Consider the following 21,502-nt stretch of genomic DNA (forward strand, 5'->3'; position numbering starts at 1 on the left):
ACCCTCCTCACCTATTTTTTTACGTAAAAAGAAAATGAGCAGCTGACTAATTTGAAGCGCTTTCACTTTTAAGCTTGGAATACCTTCCTGTGGTTGCGATATACCGTTCTTTGCCTACCCCTCCTTTAAATTAGCAGGCTTACCTTCATAATATTGGACCAAGAGAGAAGCTCGGCTCTAGTTTAAAATCTGATTTTCTCTCAGAAAAACGGCTAAAATACGTATTTTGGAGTCCAAATCCCGCTTCTGACTTAAAAAGGCACAAAAAAAGAACCCGGATATTATCCGGATTCTGCATGATGCATTCTGCGGCAGGCATTTGGCGTCTGACCAAATTCTTTCTTGAAGACGAAATAAAAATAATTGCTGGAGCTGAAGCCAACCATTCCCGCAATATCGTTAATAAGGATATCGGTCTGCTCGATCAGCTCTTTCGCTTTGAGCAGCCGTTTCCGGTTAATGTATTCATGGACGGAAAAGGCAGTATGCTCGTTAAACAGTTTGTTCAAATAACTGACCGAATAGCGAAGATATTCCGCAACGTTCGTTACCGAGAATTCGACCTGCTGGTAGTTCTCTTCAATATATTGAATGCCCTTCTCGATGGCAGCCTGGCTCTTTGCCGACTTGCTCTCCGTCTTCTCTTCCGTTGCTCCTATAAACAGCTCTGTAAGAGACTCCCTGACCTCTTCTCGTGTCTCCAGCTTGCTTAGCTGAGCATATACACCATCATAACTTAACGCAGGAAGATGATTAGGCCTCGCTTGCGTTAACTGTACGGTCTTCATAACATTCATAATCATCTGAGCAAGCACGGCATAGAGATCGCGGTGAGGATACTTCTCCAGCCCGCCCAGCAGGCTGTCGATGGCCTCTTTCACCTTCTGCGGCCTGCCAAGCTTTAGCTCTGCTGCAATCATTTTCTCTTTGTCATAAGGATAGTCAGACGTTGAATGGACAAACATCCGCTCACGGAACAGAATGGTTCCCCGTCCGTAAAACATCCGGTACTGCGAAGCGGTGAGCGCTCCCTCATAAGAATAAGAGGCCTCCGTGAGTGTCTCGACAGCATCGCCGATACCGATAGTCACGCTAAGCTTCAAATATTTGCTTATATTATCTCTAACCTTTTCCAGGCCTGCTAATAACGTTTCCTCGCCTTGCATCGTCTGGTCCAGTACAACTGCGATATGATCCGTGCCGATGTCGACCGATAATGTCCGGAAAGCGCCGGCAAGCGATTCTTCGGCTATATTGCATACCGAGTATCGGAGCAAATAACGGCTTTCGCTTTCGTAGCTGACTTCGACTTGCCGGTAATGATCGATCCGAATTACGATAATGCGGATACGTTCAGCCGCTCCAAGCTCAATGCCGTGTTCTTGAACCAATCGCTGAAATGAGCTGCGGCTATCCTCGTACCCCAGCAGTATGTTGCGCAGAAATTGCTCTCGTAGAAGCTTGCTTGTGAGGGATGAGCCATGCTCCAGCGTTTCGTTTTTCTTAATGACGGCAGTCAGGACACGTGATATAGTCTCGATATCGCCAGCCTCGGCAAAGTCCGCTCCGTTCTTCGTTTGTTTCTTCGCGTATTGAGTCAGCGAACGGATAGGATCATAGATGTTCCGGGAGAGAAGCACCGAAATGAGCACGCTGACGATCAACAGGAGTGCGCTGCTAAGCAATGTAATATCCCTGATGCGGATTAAGCTTTTGAATAAAATCGAATACGGATAAACACTGACGTAAACAAATCCCGTGCTGGATAAATTTGTTTTCTGGTAAGCGATTACATACTTGTGGCCGTCAATCGTCCGAATGAAGGTCCCGCTGGCATCATGTGCTCTTTGAATGACGCTGTTATAGCGGAACGTGGAGTGCTCGCCGGCAAATAGACTCGAGCTGGAATCCGTCACGAACTCGCCGTCGCTCTGAAGAATGAAGAGCTGATTAACCGGATCGCTGGACATCTCGGTCAGCAGGTTTTTGAGCTGGACATCATCAATATTAATAATCATTGCCCCGCGTACGAGCTCCGAGTCGGAAGACGGCTCCGTTACGATCATGGACAGCGTTGGACTGTCCTTTGGCTTGCCCGGCATCCCATGCCGCAGCAAATAAGGGATGCGCGGCGAGTCATAATGGAATTTACGCATGAATGAGGTCATTTCCTGATCGGGAAACAGGTTGGTACTCATATTGGGATATGCCGTGGAAATGACCGTATCCAGCTCAAAATTATATAAGTAAATGGATTGCACGATCGGGTTGGATTGGAGAAATCGGTTAAGCCGGGTCACTAGATTATGCTGATCATAGACGTCAACCTCGTCTCCGGAAAACATAGCCGAATAGACGCTTTCGTCATAATAAAGATCATAGCCGCCTTTTACGGTGGATGTATACAAATAGTTGGACACATTTTGTGTTTGGGCAAGCAACTTGTGAGACAGCTGATCAATCTCGTCTTTCATAATCTGATTGGATTTGTAATAGAACAGTCCAAAGACGATGATCAGATTCAGGACGTTTAAGATGATGAAAGACAGCAGCAGCTTCGCGAATGTATTTCTTCTCCAAACATAGGAAGCCGTGCGGAAAACGCTGGTCCATTTCATTGCTCCCAATCCCCCAAAAATAGTAAATGCCCGCGATTTTTTTGTAATCATACCACGCTTTTCCAAATGACGGCAATATGTCCATGTTAGCGAAACTAGTTCTTTTTTAGCCGATGCTAATTGTTCTTCCTTCTCTAGCTGACAGGTAACCGGCATCAGTGACCTGCGCAACATGCAACCCGTCGCGGAAGCTGGCGCGGAACGGCCGGTCCTGCCGCAGACAGTCGATAATGTCCGTTACTTCACGCTTGTAATGCTGCGCGTGCGTCGGCCAGCTCTGATAATCATGCGGCTCCGCTTCCCTTGGTTTAATATGCGGCTCGAACCAGCTGCCGCTTGCCTGCCCTCCCATAAATTCGGAATACACCTGCAGCTTAGGATGCTTGCTTGTCAGCTCCAGCGATAACGTTCCTTGAGTACCGTAGATCTCCAGCGTATTACGCATACCAACATCGATATGCAGGCTCCAAAGCGTATTTAGTGTACCTAGAGCGCCGCTCTCAAATTGCAGAACGGTCGCCGCATTATCTTCTACGCTTAGCATAGGCTTCGCATTGTTTGCCGTTAGCGTGGATACCGCGGTAATATCGCCTGCATACCAGCGCAACAGGTCGATAGCGTGTGCACCTTCGTCGATAAACGCGCCTCCGCCTCCGCGAACTGGATCGACCATCCAACTCGTCATATAATCCGGACAGCCGATTTCTTGAATGCCTGCCAGCCCGATAACGGACCGTACTCCGATGATCTTGCCGATCAGCCCGCTGTCAATCACTTCCTTTGCCCGCTCGGCTTCCGGAATGAAGCGGCTGCAGAAGCCAACCGTGCTGCGGAGTCCGGCGCGTTCCACCGCTTGCGTCATAGCTAGCGCATCCGCAGCACTTGTCGCGATCGGTTTCTCGCAGAACAGATTTTTGCCGGCAGACACCGTGTCCAGCACCATTTGCAAATGGTCGGCATTTGCGGAATGTATAAATACGAAGTCAACATCTTTGCGCTCAAGCAATTGACGGTAATCCCCGTAATATTGCCCGCCGTAACGGTTAGCTGCCGCCTCGCCGCGGACCATATCATCATCTGCGACTGCTACGATTTCAACCTCCTCCATCTCAGACAGTGCCTTGGAACGAAAATCGGCGTGTACATGCTCATAGCTGATCATGCCAATTCTAAGCTTTGCCATTGCTGTACCTCCTTATATTATTTGAATAAAACCGGTACGCCCGTTTGCATAGAACGATAGGCGGCGTCTACCCATTCCATAATTTCAAATCCTTCCGCTCCTTCTGAACGGCAAACCTTGCCGTCCCGGATGCAATCCCGGAAATGCGTCATCATGTTCAAATGGCCATCCTTCACGAAATGCTCATCCACAGGATGGAGCTGTGACACGGTTGCGCCGCCTTCAGCCGAACTTCCCGTCACCGAGCGGATCGGATGCTGGTAGAGCAGGTCGACGAGCGCATGCCCTTTCGTGCCAAACACTTCAAACCGCGAGTCATACCCTCCAGCCAGCGACCAGCTGTCCTCCGTTTGGCCGATTGATCCATCCTCGAAGCGGATGACAATAACAGAGGTATCCTCCGCCTTCTGCCTATGGACAAAGGTTCCCGCCTCGGCATACAGCTTCACCGCCTTTTTTCCCGCAGCCATCCATTGCAGGAAGGACATCCCGTGTACCGCCATGTCTATGATCGAGCCTCCGCCGGCACGCTCCGGATCCGAGAACCAGGATGCATGCAGCGAGCCGATGCCCTCGCATGCCTTGAACCGGAAGAGCGGACCGTACAAGCTGGCGTCTATCAGTTCCTTTAACTTGGCAAGTGCCGGGATGAAAGGAACATTTTCCGCATAGTAGAGCTTACAGCCTCGTTTTTCTGCTTCATTAACCATCCTGTAAGCATCCGCCAGGCTTGTCGCTAGCGGCTTGATGCAGATCACATCCTTGCCTTCCGCAAAAGCCGCTATTGCGATGTCCACATGTAAGTTGTTTGGGGTACATATATCAACGACCTGCACATTGGGATCCTTCACCAGCGCTAAGTAATTCTCATGCGCAACGGGGATATTGAATTGTTCTGCTGCTTTGTCCGCATTGACCTGATTTCCAGAGGCAACCGCTTTCAATTCGAAGCCCTCAATCGTCCGGAAAGCAGGCAAATGCGTCATTCTTGCCCAGAAGCCTGTTCCAACTACGCCTACGCCAATCATTGTCCAGCCCCCCTTACATATGCACAACCGAGGAGGTCCGAATGGACTGATCGGCCAGCAAGGCTAGCTTCTGCGCAGCAACCGCATCAGTACCAGTGGCCTGCGGCGGAACTTTTCCAAGAATGCTGTACGTAAATTGTCGTGCCTCTTGCTGATAACCGAATTTCCAAAGGACGCCGAGATTGTTCCAGCCTTCAGTTGGGCTTGGTAATGTCGATTCCCTGTCTTTCTTGATAAATGCTCTCCCACCCTGGGCTTCCATCAAATCGATAAAGAATGAGCCTTTCGTGCCGTAAATCTCAAGCGTCTTGTCGCCATAGCCGCTGGACCAGCTGCCATAAATACTTCCCATTGCGCCATTCGCAAACTTCAACGAGCACATGATGTTGTCCGCTGTCCCGTATTTACGCGCGCCTTCGAATACGTAAGCTCCTCCGTCGGCATAGATAGACGACACTTCTCCCGCATACCAGCGGTAAAGGTCGAATGTATGGATGATCGTATCGACCAGAAGACCGCCGCCCTGCTGCGGATCATAGAACCATTCCCCCGTCGGCTCCCAGCCGAACACAGCCGAGCGGATGGCGATAATATCGCCGATTTCTCCAGTGTCAATACGTTCCTTCACCTCCACGAATGGCGGGGTGTACCTGATCATGAATCCGACTTGTAAAATAACGCCGTTTTCCTGCGCTGCCGCATTCATCCGCTCGCACTGCTCTACCGTGAGCGCCATCGGTTTTTGGCAGAAGACATGTTTCCCCGCATTAACGGCGTCGATCACAATTTGCTCATGTAGAAATGTAGGCGTACAGACAAGCACCGCATCAATCTCGCTGGAGGCGAGCATCTCCTGATAGCTGTCATAAATGTTCGGGATGTTATACTGCTTCGCCAGCTTCTCTGCCGAGGAACGTACGATGTCAAATACGCCGTGCAGCCTGGATTCCGGTACTTCCGAATGAGCCTTCGACATCACATGCGAAATTCTCCCGGCGCCGATAATTCCGATTCGAACCTGATTCATAGCTTTGCCCCCTCGCTTACTTCCGTCAGATGAACAAGACGTCCGGTTTCAGAGGAGCGGTAGGCTCCCTCAATGACCCGCAGCGCCTGCAGCCCGTCATTACCGCTTACTGACAGCGGTTTGTCGCCCCGGACGACTTTCACGAAATCGAGCAGACACTCCCGGTAACACACTTCATAGCGGTCGTCTCCCTGCCAGTCGAAATAATCTCTGCCTTGAATACCGTTTCCGGATACTTCCAATTGCGGGCTCTTCTGATAATGGATTTGAATCTCTCCCTCGGTACCGACGATTGTGCATTCCTCTTGACTAATCATCGGGGTATACCAGCCCGGTGCATGCCAGGTACTCTCGATCGTCACAATCTCTCCGCCATCCATTGTGACGATGCATACTCCGTAATCATCAACCTCAAGGTCCTTATGCTTCAGCTTTGCAACCTGGCCGATGACGGAAGCCGGTTCGCTGCCAAGCAAGTAGCGCATAATATCCGTGTAATGAATGCCATGATCATTAAACCCTCCATAACCTCCGCGCTTCGGATCAACATACCAGCCAGGCTCAGAAACATCTGGTGAATCGGTGATGAAATAGAGCGGGCAGCGGATAGAAATTTTCATTGTCAGCGGCTTGCCGATTACGCCTTGCTCGATAAGCTGTCTTGCCTTGATATAAGGCGGCAAATAACGGATTAGATACGCCATCATCAGCACGATGTTTGCTTTGTCTGCCGCACGCACCATCCGCTCGGCTTGATCGGTTGTAATTGAAATCGGTTTGTCGAGCAAAACATGTTTGCCATGCTTCGCACAGTCGAGCACGTCACGCTCATGCGCCCCAGTGTCGCTCATGACGAGCACCGCGTCTACGTCTGGGTCTGCAAATAACGCTTCCCTCGTCGGATAACATTCTGTCAGACCGTAGTCTCGAGCGAATTTCTCCGCTTGCAGGGTTCGCTCGTCATAAACGCCGGCCCATTCGATATCCGGAATATCGCCTTGAGCAATGTAACGGGCCATTGGGTAAATGTGATAATGGTTGTGCAGGCCAAGAACGGCTACTTTAAGTTTTCCACTTGCCATTTGTAATTTCTCCTCCTCAAAGACTGAGATTAATTTGTGCAATCGCAAATCCAAAAGCAGTAAAAACACCATCTTAAACACCGCAATTCAATTAATGCGAACGTTCGCATAAATAATATAAGTCTAACCGGTCAAAACTGTCAATTTGTATTTTTTCTGCTTCTTAAAATAAATACTAAACGTAAAAAACAACCCTCTCTCGAGGGTTGTTCCGATGTTAATGATTTTATTCTCCCTTTGCATGAGCCGTTGACTGACGAATAACAAGATTAGGACTGATTGTTGTTTTGAGTCTGGCGTCATCCTCATCCCTGCCGTCTCCGATTTGTTCGGATAAAAAACGTACCGCTGCTTCGGCTAGCCGCTTAAGTGGAATTTTGACGGTCGTGAGTGGCGGGTACAGACATTCGCAGGCGTCCAAATCGTCAAAACCGATGACCGATACATCTTCTGGCACGCGAAGACCCGCTTCCATAATGGCACGGATCGCGCCAAATGCAAGCATGTCGTTCTGCGCAAAGATCGCGGTTGGTTTATCTACCGCCCCAGGCTTGAACCACTTCTGGGAAACGCGATAGCCATAAAGCGGGTCATCCTCTTCTAATGCTATCCTGGAAGAAGTCTCTGTTACACCCACTTCTGCCAACATATCCGAATAGGCTCTCAAACGCTGCCGCTTGAAAGAACTATCTTCTTTCGAACCAATATAGCCAATTTTCCGGTGTCCTAGGTCCAGCAAATGCCTCATCGCCTTACAAGCCCCGTCGTAATCGTCTGTTGTTACGCAGTTCACGTTCATATGATTGAAATGATTAAAGAAAAGAACGGGGATTCCAAGCTCGCTTAACTCTTCATAATAAGCAAAGTTCTCCTTCATTTCCGTTGCAAATACAAGCAGCCCGTCAATCCCGCGAGACAAGAAGCGCTCCACTCCTGCACGTTCCCGTTCCCAGCTCTTTTGGCTACTGTAAATAAACACCGAATACCCCAGCTGTTCCGCCGCGTTTTGAACATATTCCGCAAGCTCACTAAAGAAGGACCAGGATAAATTATCGACGAGGAAACCGATGGTATCCGTCCGATTGCTGACCAGACTTTTGGCCATTAAATTGGGGCGGTAGCCCATTTTGCGCGAAACCCTCTTCACCTTATCCCGAACTTCCTTCGAAATACGGGCATCGTCTTTTAATGCACGGGAAACCGTAGTCGCCGAAATATTCAATTCCGCTGCTATATCTTTAAGCGTTACCGGCATGATCAATCCTCTTTTCGCCAACAGAATTAACGTTTGCATAAATACTAGAGGATTTTAATCTAATTTTCAAGATGGAATTATCTTTTCAATGAACTTGGCGCTCAAATAATACGTGCCGTTGGTTCATCCTCGTAAGCCGATGCAATAATAAGAAGTTGATGATAAGCAGCACAAAGCCGGCGCCTAGCAATAGTTGTGGACTTAGGAGCACGATTCCGGTAACTTGGGAGATGGCAGCCCCAACAACAGGTAACACGACGACGCCTCCGAGTTGCTGAGCTTCTTGAAAGCTTTTGGACCGTGCGGAGATGAAAATGCTTATTAGAATAACCAGTCCGGAGAACATCGGTGCCACCCAAAGCAAGATGATCCCCCAGGATAGATTCGGGAAGATAAGACCGTCAAACATGGAGTATGACAGCCCGTTAACAATTATGCCGCACAGGATGAAGCTAGCCAATGTGACGACGAAGGTTGGGATGAAGGTTGCAATTAATTTTCCGAAGAACAGGTCCTTTACCTCAATCGGTGCGAACATTAGACTTTCCAGGGTTCTGCGCTCTTTCTCTCCGACGAGGCTGTTAAGCGCAATCATTAAAGAATTCATCACTGGGATGATCAAGAAGAATGGTCCAAGCGTATAGTTCACGAAAATGTAGATAATCTGGTGATTGAAAGTTGGAAGCTCCGTAATCTGCTCTTTCTTTGCCCCTTCCGGCAGTTGCTTAATGACTTTCTGTACCATATCGACAAGATCATTATCGACAAAGTTTATCGATTTCAACAGCAGGATCAAGGCGCCCGGCAACAGAACTCCAAACACAAGCGGAAGAAGGACTAGCCCGAGCCATACTTGCACATTGCTTGTGATCGCCTTGATGTCTTTCTGTGCGATCGCTGTAATCTGATTCCAGTTCATTGTTGCTCACCTCTAACTTGAAAATAAAGCGATTCAAGGTCATGATTCATAATCTCTGAAGTATGCACCCATGACTCTTGTAATATCTGACGGAGTAATGCCGAAATCTGATCCGTTGAAGATAGTTCCAATTGGACCTGATTTGGTCCCAGTCGCCGAATAGGATAGCCATGGTATTGATCTCCTTCTACGGCAAGCCCGGTTGTTAATCGAAGTTGAATCGTCTTCACATGCTTCTTCATCAGTTCTTTTTTTGTTCCGGAATCAAGAATGGTTCCATTCTTCATAAAAATGTAGGTATGACACAGTGACTCCATCTGATGCAACACGTGCGAACATAAAATGATCGTCGTCCCGAAGGTTTCGTTCATGTATCTCAAATCGCTCACGACTTGGTTAATGCCTTCTGGATCGAGCCCGTTCGTCGGTTCGTCTAAGAACAAGATCTCCGGTTGATGGAGGAGCGCTTTCGCCAAAGCCAAGCGTTTCTTCATGCCTGTGCTGTAACTACCGACCTTCTTCTCCTGCGAGCTTTCTAAGCCGAATTGCTTCAATAAACTCTGGACCCGCTGCTCGTCGAAACAGTTATATAGCTTTGCGAAGAACCGTAGATTGGCAACCCCGCTCATCTCATGATAAAGTCCGGCACCTTCCGTAACCACTCCGCTTATGCGCCTTATGGCGTTTCCGTCGGTGATCGGGTCGTATCCACTTACCTGCATCTTGCCTTGGTCCGGAAGAATAACGCCATTCAACAGGCGCACTAACGTCGTTTTCCCGGAACCATTCGGCCCAAGCAGGCCGACGATGGTCCCCTTTTCGATCGAGAATGACGCCCCGTTCAATACTTTCTGTTGGCCGTAGCTCTTATCAATATCGCTAACTTCGATGTAAGGTGAATTCAAGATATAGCCTCCATAATTAGATTGGTGACAGTAACTATATACACTCGGGAAAGATGCTGGTTGTACCTCAATGTATTTGTTAACCCCGTATTAACCGTCTGATGGTTGTCTTCTCATGGAAATCGCAGCAACGATCAGAGCCATGACTATTGCCAATATCGTTATGACGACAGTAATCAAAATGGAAAATGTACTACCGTTCAATCGCGCAGTCTCATCTAAACTATTAGCGGCTAGACCAGGAAGTTGGCCGGGATTCCAGCTCCACTTAAACGGAAGTGTATTGGATGCAATAGAGAGCATTGCTGCGCTTGCAAGTGCACTAAAGGCAGCTGCAGCTGCGCTACGAATGAGTGAGCTAAACATCAAGTTTAGTGTACCGACAAAACTGAGCCACAGAGCAAAAAACAACGCACCAAGAACAACTACTTTAAAATTTAGGGGTGAAAATAGAGTGCTTGTGTAGTACCAGGCGGTGCAGTAACCGAATGTGAACGATATCACGGTAAGCGAGAGGTTAGCCGCCCACTTAGCCGTTACAAACGACACGAAAGAAACAGGCTTAACGAGAATCATCGCTGCAGTACCTGAAGACCTCTCATTAGACAAAGCACTCATACTGGTTAATGAAACCAATAGTAAACCGATAACCCCGAATTGCGATAGAGAACTTTGCATCACCTCGAATGGCATTGGAGCAGGGATAGATATTACCGAACCCTCGGGCAGGTTACCAGCGCTTGATAGGATGTCAGGCATGAAGAATGATGTGATTGGTTGTGAAGCACCAAGTACGATAAAACTGATCGGCAGCCATATAATGGTATAGTTCCGAATCATCTGCAAATACTCTTTGCGGAATAAAACAAACCATTTCGTCATGGTGCAGTCACCACCTTAAGGAATAAATCCTCCAATGTTGTATATCCGACTTCCAGTTTTGCCACTCTAATTTCGTATTCTGCGATTTCTTTCAGCAAAGCGTTTCGAGCTGTGTGGAGGTCTTGCACGATGATCCTGGCACCTGACGAAGACTCTGATATGATCTTAAAATCTTTAGGAACCCTCTTAAGCCACCCTGCTAACCATTGTTGCGAGTAGTTATCACCTTCAAGTTCCAGTGATAATATCGATTGGCGATTTGCCTCGCGGATACTGGTTAAAGGGCCACTAATCGCGAGACATCCCTCACGCATAATGAGAATGTCATCACAAAGTTCCTCAGCATCATGAAGTACATGGGTCGAAAACAACACTGTTGTTTCACTCTTTATCTCAGCGATCAGTGACATTACCTCGCGGCGGCCAATTGGATCAAGGGCTGACACGGGCTCATCTAATACAAGCAGTTTAGGCCGATGAATGAGTGCTTGTGCAAGTCCAAGCCGTTGTTTCATGCCTCCCGAGTAACCCGAGATTTTTCGCTTGCCAGCGGAACTAATTCCAACGCGTGTTAACAACTCCTCTCCACGTAAGGCAGAATCTTTTGCAGAGAGTCCACACAGTTGTCCAGTAAAGATTAGGAATTCACGACCCGTCATCCAACCATAGAAAGCCGGTGTCTGCGGAAGGTATCCAATCCATTCACGACGGTCTTGATTTTGTCTCATCCCTAAGAATTGGATTGATCCGGAAGTTGGCTGCAATAATCCCGTTAACATCCGAATTGTCGTCGTTTTGCCTGCACCGTTGGGGCCGAGCAACGCGACACATCGGCCTTCGCCAATCTCAAAGCCAATATCATCGACTGCCAAAGTATGTTCAAATTTTTTTGTTAGCTTGTCCACGGAGAGCAGTGTTTTCATTAGCTTGACCTCCTTCCAAACAAAAAGAAAGCAATCGAGCCAACCAAGTTTCCAACCACGATAATAATGACCCAAAGCCACTTTGGCCCGCGAGTTTGCTCAGCTCTATATAGTGCGATAAGAGCAATCACCATTAACAATATTTGAACAAAAAAAAGCGGAGCAATAATTGAGACTAGCTGAGTATTTGTCATTTTGTCCATATAGGATATTCTCCTTATTTGCGTTTTTTTCTTCGAAGGATGATGAGCCAATAAAAAAATAGCGGCATGGGGAATTGAATGAGACCCCAGATAGCCCAAATCCATGGGTAGCGACTGCGTTTCCTCGCATCGCTGTAGAGCCAGGAAGACTGACAAAGTAACAAAAGAAAAACAATGACCATTACCCATAGTTTCATCTTGTCCATTTGTATTTCGCCTCCCTGCTCTCACGATTTACGAATCTTAAGAACAACAAGCCACCCACCACGCCTAATAATTGTAGAAACCAAAACGCATTATCATTCCAATCATATATAAGCATCATACTTCCGATTACAAGGATACCGAGCATCCAAAGAAGTATTAGATCACGCCAAAGCCTGCGTTTGGTTTTTTCCTTATGATCAGATATAAGTTGTTCCAGCTCGATTATGTGCGGAACTTGCAGCTCAATGCTTGCATCCCAACTATTCAAGGATTCTGTGAGAATGGTTATAATTTTTTCCTGACTTTCGAGATTTTCTGTCTCCATTCGTTGTTTGAAGTTTTTTACCTTTACTTTATTTTTTTTCGATATCCTCTTGATCATTCAATCGCAGCTCCTTTCGCAGCAGTTTCAATCCGTTGTGTAACCTAGACTTAACAGTTCCTAGTGGGATACCGAGCCATTCTGCGATTTCTTCGTAAGAATACCCGTAATAGTACTTTAAAAGAATGGGTACTCGTGCGTTGGGCTGCATGCCAGCCAATACATCAAGAGCATAAGGCCATTCTTCTTGGACCAATAGTGTGTCAAATCGGATCGCATGAAGGGCTTGTTCGTCGATACGAGATCGGTATTCTCTTCCCTTACGTCGCAACTCGTCCATGTATAGATGTGTTGCTATTGCGATAAGCCAAGTCGAAAATTTTGATTTTGCCTTAAATGTACCGATTCGCTCAATTGCTTTTAACATTGTTTCCTGAACAAGGTCTTCGGCTAACGCTTTATTCATCGTCACTTTAAGCATGTAACGATAAAGTATCTCATAATTCGATTGCAGAAGTCTTGCCAACGCACGTTCGTCTCCCCGAACCGCGAGTCGGATCTCGGCCGAATCTTCGAACTCGTTCGTGCTCATTGCAGACGAGACTCCTCTCTATTTTTGGGATCGTTGTACTGATTAAAAACGGTTTAACAGCACTGTGACGCTCGAGCGCTGTAAAAAGTTCACTATTGGGCGAAAAAAATTATTAAAGTTATTGTTTTCTTAATAATTTGAATAAATGTATGGAGGTTAATGCCCGTTCTTTCTATAAAAATGGCAGCCGATCATCTGATGATCGGCTGCCATTTGGTTTTCTCAACTAACGTTTATCGCAATTCAATTAAATATAGTAGTCTAAGCAAATAAAGATTCATGGTTTCTCATGTGAGGCTGTTTTTTTTGCTGCAATTCAGATTTTTGCATTACGCTCTAGCTGCTTACGAATGCCCTCGCGATCAATTTGAATCCAATATTCGACGCGTCACCATACATGCTGCCCGTATGAAATGGAGAAGCTCTATAGCCAGTAGCGGACCGGAACTTGTCGGCAAGCTATCCTTGAAAGTAGCGCTAACCGAGTCGAAGTTCGATGAGCCTAAGAGCAAACATGAAGCGGATCTCAAAAGGTTATTTAATAAAGAACTGGAACGGATAACCGAAAAACTTCAAAAAAGTGCTTGTGATCCTATAGGAATGGGCAATTACTTTAGAGGTAAAATTCCATTTAATCAACTAGCCGACTGGCGAACGGAATATTATCCTAACACGAAAGTCAAATACATCGTAGATGTCTCGATTAACAATCTTGGTAGTTTGATTCAACAAGATTAGCATTATTTATTTCATACCGTCTTATCAATGGCTGCGTGAAGATAGATTGGCGGCCGAAATAAAATCAGCGTTCCCGGTTAATTTCCGGGAACGCTAATCTTTGGTTTATCATTGTGTATTAGTCGTTCGATTTCGACAGTACTTCGCTAATCGCGAGAAGCAGTCTCTTTTCTGTGTTTTCTCTAAAGCTTCCTCGTCTTTTGTTAGCTCATCAACAGTCTTAGTTACATTTTTCAACCAATGATATGTGTCAATCTCGATTTTTGGCTACATTATTTTCTTCCAAAAAAAACACCAAAATCAAAGTATTTATACATACAATCAACATCTTTAAACCCTGTTTCTTCCATCCATTTAACTTGATCATTCAACTTTGCATTAATATCCAATTTTCTTCTTTCTACAGATGCGTCTATCGACTCCTTGGTGAGGCCACTTTCACTAATATGCTCAAGCCAACGACTTTTAAAATAATTATCTGTGTAAGTATTATTACCCTCTACTTGGTCTGCATTCACAAAAATACCGCCGTCACTTAATATCTGATAAACTGTAGAGAATAATTGCTTTTTAGCTGCGTGCGTCAGGTGATGTATCGACAAGGAAGAAATGACGATGTCATAGGATTGAGAAAAAGTTAAGTTTGAATAGTCCGCAACTACAAATTGGATATTATCTACTTGGTCAAATCCGGAAAATCTTTTACGTGCACCCTCCAACATTTTTTCACTCAAATCCACTAGCGTAAAGCACGAGTTAGGGTATTTTTGGTAGACCATACTGGAAAAAAGCCCTGTACCAGCACCTAGATCAAGAATTTTTGGGGAGATACTATTAGATTCAACCAAGGATAAAGCTACCCCATAAAATTCTTCGAAACAAGGGATAAGTTGTTTTCTTTGCAAATCATAATCAGTAGCGATTGCATCAAAAAGTTTTTTAACGGATAAATCCATATCAAATCCTCCTTCAATATTAATTACTAATCATATCGCTCAATTTTCTATTGGTCTAATATATAATGCCTAATATCTTTATAGTTATCACTTATTAAGCTTCGTTTCCATGTTCATGCAATCGAGAGAAGGAACACCTGTAAATGCTACGTACATCGATGTTGATTTTTAACCATAAGAAAACCGCCTTTGTGAAAAGGCGGTTAATCGAGCTATCGTATCCTGTTTAGTTTTACGTAATTAGCGTAGAATTTCCTGAAATTTTGCTCTGTTTCTCTCATTCAGGGCATATTCAATCAACCATTGGTTATAGCCTTGGGCTCGAAAAACTCTGCTGATTTCTTTAACTCTGTTATCTAACTCTCGGTTCATGTTAGTTTCAAGTTGAATCTCTAATGGAACGACTGGTAGTGTAACGTCCTTATATGGTACCAGCTTAATGTGCTCCCATACATGTGGGCCATTTTCCCAAAATCCTGAGCCATGTATATATGCATTATGTATTAAGGGCTGTATATTAGCCAATTCTACTTTTATTTCATGAACCATAAGACGAGCAAAAGTCCAGTTATTATCAAAATCGGTAAATGCCCTAATCGGAGTGGCAATTGTAGAGAACCAACTTCCATCAGGGGCTCCCTCCCCTTGGGGAAATATTTCATCCTCTAAAAACTCATTTAAAATAGACACTATTTTATAAACATCGTTTGATTTTGGAACAAGAATGTCGATATCCCCTGGAGCTATTTCACACCCCTGAATTAAGGAGCTAACTGAACCTGCAAAGACAAAACCTATGCTTCCTTGAGGAGTTTTCTCGTAATCATTTCTGCAACGTCCATTATTTGAGCTGTTGAAGCCACAAGATTACACCGCCCATATCGTAAAATTTTTACTCAATGTGATTATAGAGAACATATATTTCGTTATCAGGAATAAGCAGAAAGCCAAAGCTTTGTGTTCGTGTCGCTGACAGTAACTAGGCACGATTTGACCACCATATTTTTATTATTCGATGAGGTATTCTCCTATTCCTTGCTGTATATAACGGAACAAAGCCAATTAATTAAATATTTGGTTTAAAACGCCGTAATCCCCAGTGTTTTTCTTTAATTCAGCTAGCTTTCTATTAATATCCCTTGCAATAAACCTATATCTATCTTAGATGCGGATTCTCCTCGAGACTTTTATGCCAAAGATCATGTGGAACGCCAGCTCTAGTAACAGAGTGCCTCCAATGTGAAATCATATCGACTAATGCAATATGCACTAGATAGTTGAATGCCTGCAAAGTAATGCATGCTTCCCCCTCGGAGTTATTTTGCGATTTTTCGAATGGATTTGAGAAAGTTGTTCCTGGAGAACGATGAATCAACTTATGATTTAATGCACGAAAAGCTCTCTCAATTGCCCCTTCCTGCGCAAGTTGTACACTAAATTCTATAACAGAGGGAACCAAACAAACTACAAATACATATAGATGCCTATAGAGTTTTTAATGACTATGTACTTGTTCGGTGCAGTTGTCGTGTTAATGCTGAACTTTTTAGAAAACAACACCTCCATCTTCCCTGAACAGGATGCATAAATTTCCGCAAGCTCATGCTGCGAGGGAGGTATGTAATTTGCCTTTTAAACCACATCCCAATAATACTGCTGTTGTAATCACAGACCCACAAAATGACTTTATGAGTCCTGGGGGAAGAGGCTATCATCTGACTAAAGGAACTATTGAACGAAACAATACTATACAAAACCTTGAACTATTAATGAGAACTGCCATGAATAAGGGATACCAACTTTTCATATCGTCCCATTATTTATACCCTCATGATAATGGCTGGCAATTTACGGGAAATGAACAAAAGATGCTATTAGGTCTTAGAATGTATCAAGTGACAAATGCGTACACACCACCGTCATTTGGAGCTGATTTTGTTCATTCTTTTAAACCTTATATTTTTGATAGAAGAACCGTCATTGCAACTCCTCACAAGGTTGCCAGCCCACAAACAAATGACTTGGAATATCAGTTACGCCAACATAGAAAAGAGAAGATAATTATTGCAGGGGTGCTTTCCAACGTTTGTGTAGAGTCACATATGAGGCATCTAATTGAAACTGGTTTTGAAACAGCTGTTGTATACGATGCGACCGCAACAATTAGTGAAGATGATTTTCAAGCTGCCGTTACCAATTATAAAGCATTTGCCAGTGCTACTTGGACGACAAAGGAGGCTATATCAAACTTATAAATCAAAAAGAGCAAAAATATATCCACCCAGTTATTCATTTTCTTCCCATTATTATATAAAACAAAGAACAAGATCCCATGGATCTTGTTCTTTGTTTTTTGTTTTTTGTTTTTGATTTGAAATGTGTCTTGGGATTCGTTCAACTTTTCGTCGAGCGATGGTTATCGCTTTCTCGAGACATGAACTTGGCGTACTTCGAGATGAAGTCCTTCCTGTTCAACTCCTGTAGACTTTCGCTCCGGCGCTTGCCAATGACGGGGGAGTTTTTGAATCTCGGACGAAGGCGCGCATTTCGAACCCTTTCGCCATTATTGCTCCTGATATCAAAGAGTTACCCGAATTTCCGTTTTGATTTGAGCTCATCCGCCGTCAACTAATAATTCCGCACCTTTCCCTTCTTTAGTCTTGCTTTAATACTGACCTGCTCCCCCATCTACATACAAATCGATTCCATTCACATATGCACTATCGTCCGAAGAAAGAAACTTAACGACTCTCGCAATATCTTCTGCTGTGCCGACCCTACCGAGCGGGGTTTTCTCTGCCATCCCTTCCAGAACAGCTGGTAGTGCTTCTTTACCAAATAAATGTTCATATGCAGGCGTATTAATGAATCCCGGGTGAATGACATTTACTCGAATTTGTGTACCCTTCAAGTCCAAAATCCAGCTCCGCACCATTTGTCTAATGGCTGCTTTCGTTCCGCCATATACACTAAATGCTGGGTCGCCATGGGCAGCCGCCAAGGATCCGACAACAATAATCGAACCGATTTCGTTCGGGAATAACGGTAATGCTTTTTTTACAGTAAAAATGGTTCCCTTTACATTAACATCAAACGTCTTGTAGTAATGTTCCTCTGTAATTTCTTGAAGAGGAACGAGCGAGCCCAAACCTGCATTCGCGAAAAGAAAATCTAAATGGCCTTTCTCGCGTTTAACGGTATCAAATAATTTATCGATGTCTTCCAACTTTGAAACGTCGCCTTGTACACCTGTTGCATTGGGTCCGAGTAGTTTTAAAGCTTCTTCGAGCTCTGCCTGTCTTCGTCCAGTAATAAAAACATGCGCACCTTCCTTCACATACATCTGCGCTGCGCCGAGACCAATACCGCTAGTACCACCAGTTACAACTGCTACTTTGCCATCAAACATACCCATATCTTTCAATCTCCTTTTTTTTATAAAGTTATCCTTTTTTTAATACTCCGCCGTCAATCGCATAGTCGCAGGCTGTAATCATATTCGCTCGTTCAGAAGCTAAAAATACAGCAAGCTCAGCAATATCTTTCGGTTCCGATAATCGTCTTAATAAAATTCCTGCCATCTCAGAAAATTTTTCCATGGCATTCTCTGGTGTCGTTCCAAATTTTTTCGCAAATTCATCTGCCAATCCGTTTTCTTCTGTCCACATATCTGTCTTTACCGGTCCAGGTGAAATGCTGTTGACGCGAATTTGTTTAGAACCAAGTTCTGCAGCTAACAGCTTGGTCAAATTGTTCATAGCAGCCTTGGTTGTCCCATAAATGGGGTACGTTACTTCCGGAAGATAGGCATTTACTGAAGAAATGTTAACGATCGAAGCATGTTTTTGTTTTAACAAGTGCGGAAGAACTGCTTGCGTAAAACGCACGACACTGAAAAAATTAAGATTATAAAGCTCTTCCCAGTCTTCATTCGTTGTATTCATAAACCCAATACCTTTACGTTTATCAATCGCACCAGCATTGTTAACTAGAATATCGATTCGGCCGAACGGCTCGATTAATTTCGACGATATTTCTTTCACATCTTTGGCAGCTGCAACATCCATGGGAACATGAACCACCTTGTTAGTCGCTATTAAGTGCTTCAATTCTTCGCTAAGAGAACGACTCACGGCGACGACCTTAGCACCTTCATTAAGAAATTCTTCCGCTATCGCAAGTCCAATGCCTTTACTCGCTCCTGAAACCACAGCTACTTTATCCTTTAGACCAAGGTCCATTTTTCTGTACCTCCATGGATTTTGTTGTACTTGTTGTTAAGAAAAATTCCCGAGGTTACATCCATAGACATTGTGATTAAAAACTCATTAGATCAAAGTGACAATAAGTTAGCGAGAGTTTCTGTGCTGTGCAATGGATTCTTGAACCTTTTTCGCCCACTCTACTCGCGGAGCATCCTCACCCTTGAAATCAGGATCTTGGTACACATTTACCCCTTTAATGAGATCGCCGTCAAATTCGAAAACGTTACAGAAGCGACCATGCGAATACGCGTTACTTGGAAAAGCCTCGCCGGAATTTGTAGTGCCTTTTACTTGTCCCTCAATCACTACATAATCACCGCTTGGCATAATATTAAAGTTTTTGATGTCGTGTTCCATAGAGGCGACATCTAAAGCCCCGAATCCTTGAGCAAGAAGCCCAATTTCATCCTTGCCGTGTACCATACCTACCTTCGGGAAATAAATTGTAGCATTATCTTTAAAAAGTGCCATTAAGCGTGGATCCCCAACTTCAACATATCGAAAGTAATTAACTGCCGAATCAATACGTCTTTGTTGCAGTTCAGTTTGGTTCATGTTACTGGCTCCTTTGAAATTTTATTTTATCGTGTTGCTCCGTTACCGGATGAAGAAATCATAACGCTAGATGAATTTTTCGACCGTAATATAGATTACTAAACGGGATGAGCAACCGAAGGAAATTGATTCCTACGCTTTCAATCAAGCCGGTTTAATCAAGACAGTTGATCAATGTAAATATACATGGTTTGAATTTTATTCCCTTCAAAGAGCATGAAGTCTACACCTGTTACCGCTGGAGATTCTTCGGGCTTACCGTACGACCAGTGGAGTCGAACCGCTTGATGATGTATATCGTAAGATTCAATGCGAAAGACGGATTCAGGAAATTGATTTTGTACGTTATCGATTAACTCCATTAGCCTGCTGCGCCCTTGGAAAGGCTCTTGAAACAACGGATCGTAAATTAAGCAATTCTCCGCATAAACTTCATCAATAGCTGCTCTTCTCTTTTCCCGGTCTGTTTCGCTCCAGACCGAATACATATGTTTTTCAATTATGGCTTGATTCATGTTTTTCATTCCCTTTCTTACATTTTATTTAAGAAGCAATTTAAGCCAATTGCTCCATTAAGCTTTTCAAATCTCGGCTTCAACTCAGTTTATTACAAAAACCGCATGGTTAGCTGTAAGGTACATTACATTATCCCCATCATAAGGACTTCACTTCTCTTCTCCTCTTAATCAATGTCAAAACCAGTAACAAGACCGGAAAGGCAATACAGGGCAGTAATGAGGAAAGCGGATAAATCTTTATGCCGTACGTAAAGTGATCTGCAGTGCGAATATAGCTTTTTGAAGTATGTACGAAGCATAGGAGCCCTATTGCTACCACAAAAGGTTTCATCTTAGAAATACCGAAAACATGGCCAGCTACAAGCGTAAACACATATTGCATGACCACCACATAGACCAAGGTAAGGACCGTCCATAGACCCACCAATAGAACTTCAATCCGCTCTAGATACTCTCCGAACTTTACCATTTGAATCGTCGAAAAGAACGGATACGTCGATGTCTGCACATAGTTAAATCCCAGAGAGCTTAAAGTCAAATAGGAAATCATAATTAAATAAATACTTGTCATCAATATTGCGATTGCGCAGGAAGGGAAAATTTTCTTTATATTTTCAACTCGCGACATGAGAAATCCAAACGTAATCACTTGCGAGAAGGTAAACGTAAACAAATGCATGCTTCCGACCACCCTATCCGGCAATGAGCTCTTGAGCTGAGGAAGAAAAGGATTGGTTTGGATTTCCGGAATGATAAACAAGCACGTGACAAGAAAACCGACTAAAAAGAACGGTAGGATGATCAGGTTTGTTCGCGCTAAAGTACCGAGGCCGATGTATACGGCATAGGTTGAACAAGCCGCGTACATCAATATCAGATAGTCAGAACTCGTATTTGGCAAAATTACCGTCGTATAAAACATGGATACCGCCCTGAAACCACCAGATACAGTTTCCAAGTTATTGAGCAGATACACACAGAGCAGCACTTTGCTGAGCCCTCTTCCGAGCAACTTGTCACAAATCTCAGTCAAATTAAGGTTCGGGTACTGACGTTGGACGAACGAAATAATCCAGAGCAACGCGATCCCAGCTGCGGTATTGAAAAGGTTCGCGATCCATACATCCTGTTTCATCAGCTTGGTTTCGGTTAAAAACATGCTTTCGAAACCAGCGATAAATCCAAATAGTAAGCAGCCTAACTGAAGATGAGTTATCTTCTCCTTCACGCTCATTTGACCCACCTTTTCACTTACTAAATCTCAATACATGACCGAAGATGTACCGGGAGAGCGGAGTATATAAGCCGTTGTACAGCTTCTCGA

General features: G+C 44.5%; 23 protein-coding genes. 2 read left to right on the forward strand and 21 right to left on the reverse strand.

Going from position 1 to position 21,502, the window contains the following annotated elements; all coding sequences use genetic code 11:
* Positions 1 to 281 precede the first annotated feature (281 nt).
* The 14 genes from CFI03_RS08635 to sigY form a co-directional block, all read right to left on the reverse strand.
* A complete protein-coding gene (locus CFI03_RS08635; protein WP_248757023.1) occupies positions 282 to 2,618 on the reverse strand; it encodes a helix-turn-helix domain-containing protein in 2,337 nt (778 codons plus the stop codon).
* A 106-nt stretch (positions 2,619 to 2,724) separates the two neighbouring features.
* A complete protein-coding gene (locus CFI03_RS08640) occupies positions 2,725 to 3,801 on the reverse strand; it encodes a Gfo/Idh/MocA family protein (protein WP_248757024.1) in 1,077 nt (358 codons plus the stop codon).
* Positions 3,802 to 3,818: 17 nt separating this feature from the next.
* A complete protein-coding gene (locus tag CFI03_RS08645; RefSeq protein WP_248757025.1) occupies positions 3,819 to 4,829 on the reverse strand; it encodes a Gfo/Idh/MocA family protein in 1,011 nt (336 codons plus the stop codon).
* 13 nt (positions 4,830 to 4,842) lie between these two features.
* The gene (locus tag CFI03_RS08650) at positions 4,843 to 5,856 is read right to left on the reverse strand and encodes a Gfo/Idh/MocA family protein (RefSeq protein ID WP_248757026.1); all 1,014 of its coding nucleotides are present in this window, start codon (positions 5,854 to 5,856) and stop codon (positions 4,843 to 4,845) included.
* A complete protein-coding gene (locus CFI03_RS08655) occupies positions 5,853 to 6,938 on the reverse strand; it encodes a Gfo/Idh/MocA family protein (RefSeq protein WP_248757027.1) in 1,086 nt (361 codons plus the stop codon). The genes CFI03_RS08650 and CFI03_RS08655 overlap by 4 nt, the downstream gene beginning before the upstream one ends.
* Before the next feature lie 226 nt (positions 6,939 to 7,164).
* Entirely contained in the window at positions 7,165 to 8,193 is a 1,029-nt protein-coding gene (locus tag CFI03_RS08660) for a LacI family DNA-binding transcriptional regulator (RefSeq protein WP_248757028.1), read from the reverse strand.
* 85 nt (positions 8,194 to 8,278) lie between these two features.
* Positions 8,279 to 9,112, reverse strand: coding sequence for an ABC transporter permease subunit (locus CFI03_RS08665; protein WP_248757029.1), 834 nt, complete (start codon positions 9,110 to 9,112; stop codon positions 8,279 to 8,281).
* A complete protein-coding gene (locus CFI03_RS08670; protein WP_248757030.1) occupies positions 9,109 to 10,017 on the reverse strand; it encodes an ABC transporter ATP-binding protein in 909 nt (302 codons plus the stop codon). The genes CFI03_RS08665 and CFI03_RS08670 overlap by 4 nt, the downstream gene beginning before the upstream one ends.
* Positions 10,018 to 10,107: 90 nt before the next feature.
* Positions 10,108 to 10,899 (reverse strand): ABC transporter permease, encoded by a 792-nt coding sequence (locus CFI03_RS08675; RefSeq protein ID WP_248757031.1) that lies wholly within the window; start codon positions 10,897 to 10,899, stop codon positions 10,108 to 10,110.
* Positions 10,896 to 11,822, reverse strand: a complete 927-nt coding sequence (locus CFI03_RS08680) for an ABC transporter ATP-binding protein (RefSeq protein ID WP_248757032.1) — start codon at positions 11,820 to 11,822, stop codon at positions 10,896 to 10,898. Before CFI03_RS08680 ends, CFI03_RS08675 begins: the two co-directional genes overlap by 4 nt.
* Positions 11,822 to 12,025 (reverse strand): PLD nuclease N-terminal domain-containing protein, encoded by a 204-nt coding sequence (locus tag CFI03_RS08685; RefSeq protein WP_248757033.1) that lies wholly within the window; start codon positions 12,023 to 12,025, stop codon positions 11,822 to 11,824. The genes CFI03_RS08680 and CFI03_RS08685 overlap by 1 nt, the downstream gene beginning before the upstream one ends.
* 14 nt (positions 12,026 to 12,039) lie before the next feature.
* Entirely contained in the window at positions 12,040 to 12,231 is a 192-nt protein-coding gene (locus CFI03_RS08690; protein ID WP_248757034.1) for a transcriptional regulator, read from the reverse strand.
* Complete coding sequence (locus tag CFI03_RS08695) at positions 12,219 to 12,614, reverse strand: YxlC family protein (RefSeq protein WP_248757035.1); 396 nt, start codon at positions 12,612 to 12,614, stop codon at positions 12,219 to 12,221. Before CFI03_RS08695 ends, CFI03_RS08690 begins: the two co-directional genes overlap by 13 nt.
* On the reverse strand, positions 12,586 to 13,146 hold the full coding sequence (gene sigY / locus CFI03_RS08700) for an RNA polymerase sigma factor SigY (RefSeq protein ID WP_248757036.1): 561 nt from the start codon (positions 13,144 to 13,146) through the stop codon (positions 12,586 to 12,588). The genes CFI03_RS08695 and sigY overlap by 29 nt, the downstream gene beginning before the upstream one ends.
* Before the next feature lie 306 nt (positions 13,147 to 13,452).
* On the opposite strand from sigY, the gene CFI03_RS08705 reads away from it, so the two are divergent.
* Positions 13,453 to 13,884: a Ger(x)C family spore germination C-terminal domain-containing protein gene (locus tag CFI03_RS08705; protein WP_248757037.1), complete on the forward strand. Its 432-nt coding sequence runs from the start codon at positions 13,453 to 13,455 to the stop codon at positions 13,882 to 13,884.
* Between the two features lie 272 nt (positions 13,885 to 14,156).
* On the opposite strand, the gene CFI03_RS08710 is transcribed toward CFI03_RS08705, so the two are convergent.
* Positions 14,157 to 14,840 (reverse strand): class I SAM-dependent methyltransferase, encoded by a 684-nt coding sequence (locus tag CFI03_RS08710; RefSeq protein WP_248757038.1) that lies wholly within the window; start codon positions 14,838 to 14,840, stop codon positions 14,157 to 14,159.
* Between the two features lie 240 nt (positions 14,841 to 15,080).
* On the reverse strand, positions 15,081 to 15,530 hold the full coding sequence (locus tag CFI03_RS08715; RefSeq protein WP_248757039.1) for a hypothetical protein: 450 nt from the start codon (positions 15,528 to 15,530) through the stop codon (positions 15,081 to 15,083).
* Positions 15,531 to 16,465: 935 nt separating this feature from the next.
* Here CFI03_RS08715 and CFI03_RS08720 point away from each other — a divergent pair.
* Complete coding sequence (locus CFI03_RS08720; protein WP_248757041.1) at positions 16,466 to 17,095, forward strand: cysteine hydrolase family protein; 630 nt, start codon at positions 16,466 to 16,468, stop codon at positions 17,093 to 17,095.
* Positions 17,096 to 17,505: 410 nt separating this feature from the next.
* On the opposite strand, the gene CFI03_RS08725 is transcribed toward CFI03_RS08720, so the two are convergent.
* The 5 genes from CFI03_RS08725 to CFI03_RS08745 all read right to left on the reverse strand — a co-directional run bounded on the left by CFI03_RS08725 (position 17,506) and on the right by CFI03_RS08745 (position 21,412).
* A complete protein-coding gene (locus CFI03_RS08725) occupies positions 17,506 to 18,255 on the reverse strand; it encodes an SDR family NAD(P)-dependent oxidoreductase (RefSeq protein ID WP_248757042.1) in 750 nt (249 codons plus the stop codon).
* Between the two features lie 28 nt (positions 18,256 to 18,283).
* Complete coding sequence (locus CFI03_RS08730) at positions 18,284 to 19,081, reverse strand: SDR family NAD(P)-dependent oxidoreductase (protein WP_248757043.1); 798 nt, start codon at positions 19,079 to 19,081, stop codon at positions 18,284 to 18,286.
* A 108-nt stretch (positions 19,082 to 19,189) separates the two neighbouring features.
* Positions 19,190 to 19,660, reverse strand: a complete 471-nt coding sequence (locus CFI03_RS08735; protein ID WP_248757044.1) for a nuclear transport factor 2 family protein — start codon at positions 19,658 to 19,660, stop codon at positions 19,190 to 19,192.
* A 158-nt stretch (positions 19,661 to 19,818) separates the two neighbouring features.
* Entirely contained in the window at positions 19,819 to 20,175 is a 357-nt protein-coding gene (locus CFI03_RS08740) for a nuclear transport factor 2 family protein (RefSeq protein ID WP_248757045.1), read from the reverse strand.
* Between the two features lie 139 nt (positions 20,176 to 20,314).
* Positions 20,315 to 21,412, reverse strand: coding sequence for a GerAB/ArcD/ProY family transporter (locus CFI03_RS08745; RefSeq protein WP_248757046.1), 1,098 nt, complete (start codon positions 21,410 to 21,412; stop codon positions 20,315 to 20,317).
* Between the last annotated feature and the right edge of the window lie 90 nt (positions 21,413 to 21,502).

Source organism: Paenibacillus sp. ATY16, from assembly GCF_003399985.2.
GTDB lineage: Bacteria > Bacillota > Bacilli > Paenibacillales > Paenibacillaceae > Pristimantibacillus > Pristimantibacillus glycanilyticus.

Coding starts and splice junctions, on each gene's coding strand:
- CFI03_RS08635 (WP_248757023.1), bottom strand. CDS start 2,618: ATGAAATGGACCAGCGTTTTCCGCACGGCTTCCTATGTTTGGAGAAGA.
- CFI03_RS08640 (WP_248757024.1), bottom strand. CDS start 3,801: ATGGCAAAGCTTAGAATTGGCATGATCAGCTATGAGCATGTACACGCC.
- CFI03_RS08645 (WP_248757025.1), bottom strand. CDS start 4,829: ATGATTGGCGTAGGCGTAGTTGGAACAGGCTTCTGGGCAAGAATGACG.
- CFI03_RS08650 (WP_248757026.1), bottom strand. CDS start 5,856: ATGAATCAGGTTCGAATCGGAATTATCGGCGCCGGGAGAATTTCGCAT.
- CFI03_RS08655 (WP_248757027.1), bottom strand. CDS start 6,938: ATGGCAAGTGGAAAACTTAAAGTAGCCGTTCTTGGCCTGCACAACCAT.
- CFI03_RS08660 (WP_248757028.1), bottom strand. CDS start 8,193: ATGCCGGTAACGCTTAAAGATATAGCAGCGGAATTGAATATTTCGGCG.
- CFI03_RS08665 (WP_248757029.1), bottom strand. CDS start 9,112: ATGAACTGGAATCAGATTACAGCGATCGCACAGAAAGACATCAAGGCG.
- CFI03_RS08675 (WP_248757031.1), bottom strand. CDS start 10,899: ATGACGAAATGGTTTGTTTTATTCCGCAAAGAGTATTTGCAGATGATT.
- CFI03_RS08680 (WP_248757032.1), bottom strand. CDS start 11,822: ATGAAAACACTGCTCTCCGTGGACAAGCTAACAAAAAAATTTGAACAT.
- CFI03_RS08685 (WP_248757033.1), bottom strand. CDS start 12,025: ATGGACAAAATGACAAATACTCAGCTAGTCTCAATTATTGCTCCGCTT.
- CFI03_RS08690 (WP_248757034.1), bottom strand. CDS start 12,231: ATGGACAAGATGAAACTATGGGTAATGGTCATTGTTTTTCTTTTGTTA.
- CFI03_RS08695 (WP_248757035.1), bottom strand. CDS start 12,614: ATGATCAAGAGGATATCGAAAAAAAATAAAGTAAAGGTAAAAAACTTC.
- sigY (WP_248757036.1), bottom strand. CDS start 13,146: ATGAGCACGAACGAGTTCGAAGATTCGGCCGAGATCCGACTCGCGGTT.
- CFI03_RS08710 (WP_248757038.1), bottom strand. CDS start 14,840: ATGGATTTATCCGTTAAAAAACTTTTTGATGCAATCGCTACTGATTAT.
- CFI03_RS08725 (WP_248757042.1), bottom strand. CDS start 18,255: ATGGGTATGTTTGATGGCAAAGTAGCAGTTGTAACTGGTGGTACTAGC.
- CFI03_RS08730 (WP_248757043.1), bottom strand. CDS start 19,081: ATGGACCTTGGTCTAAAGGATAAAGTAGCTGTGGTTTCAGGAGCGAGT.
- CFI03_RS08735 (WP_248757044.1), bottom strand. CDS start 19,660: ATGAACCAAACTGAACTGCAACAAAGACGTATTGATTCGGCAGTTAAT.
- CFI03_RS08740 (WP_248757045.1), bottom strand. CDS start 20,175: ATGAATCAAGCCATAATTGAAAAACATATGTATTCGGTCTGGAGCGAA.
- CFI03_RS08745 (WP_248757046.1), bottom strand. CDS start 21,412: ATGAGCGTGAAGGAGAAGATAACTCATCTTCAGTTAGGCTGCTTACTA.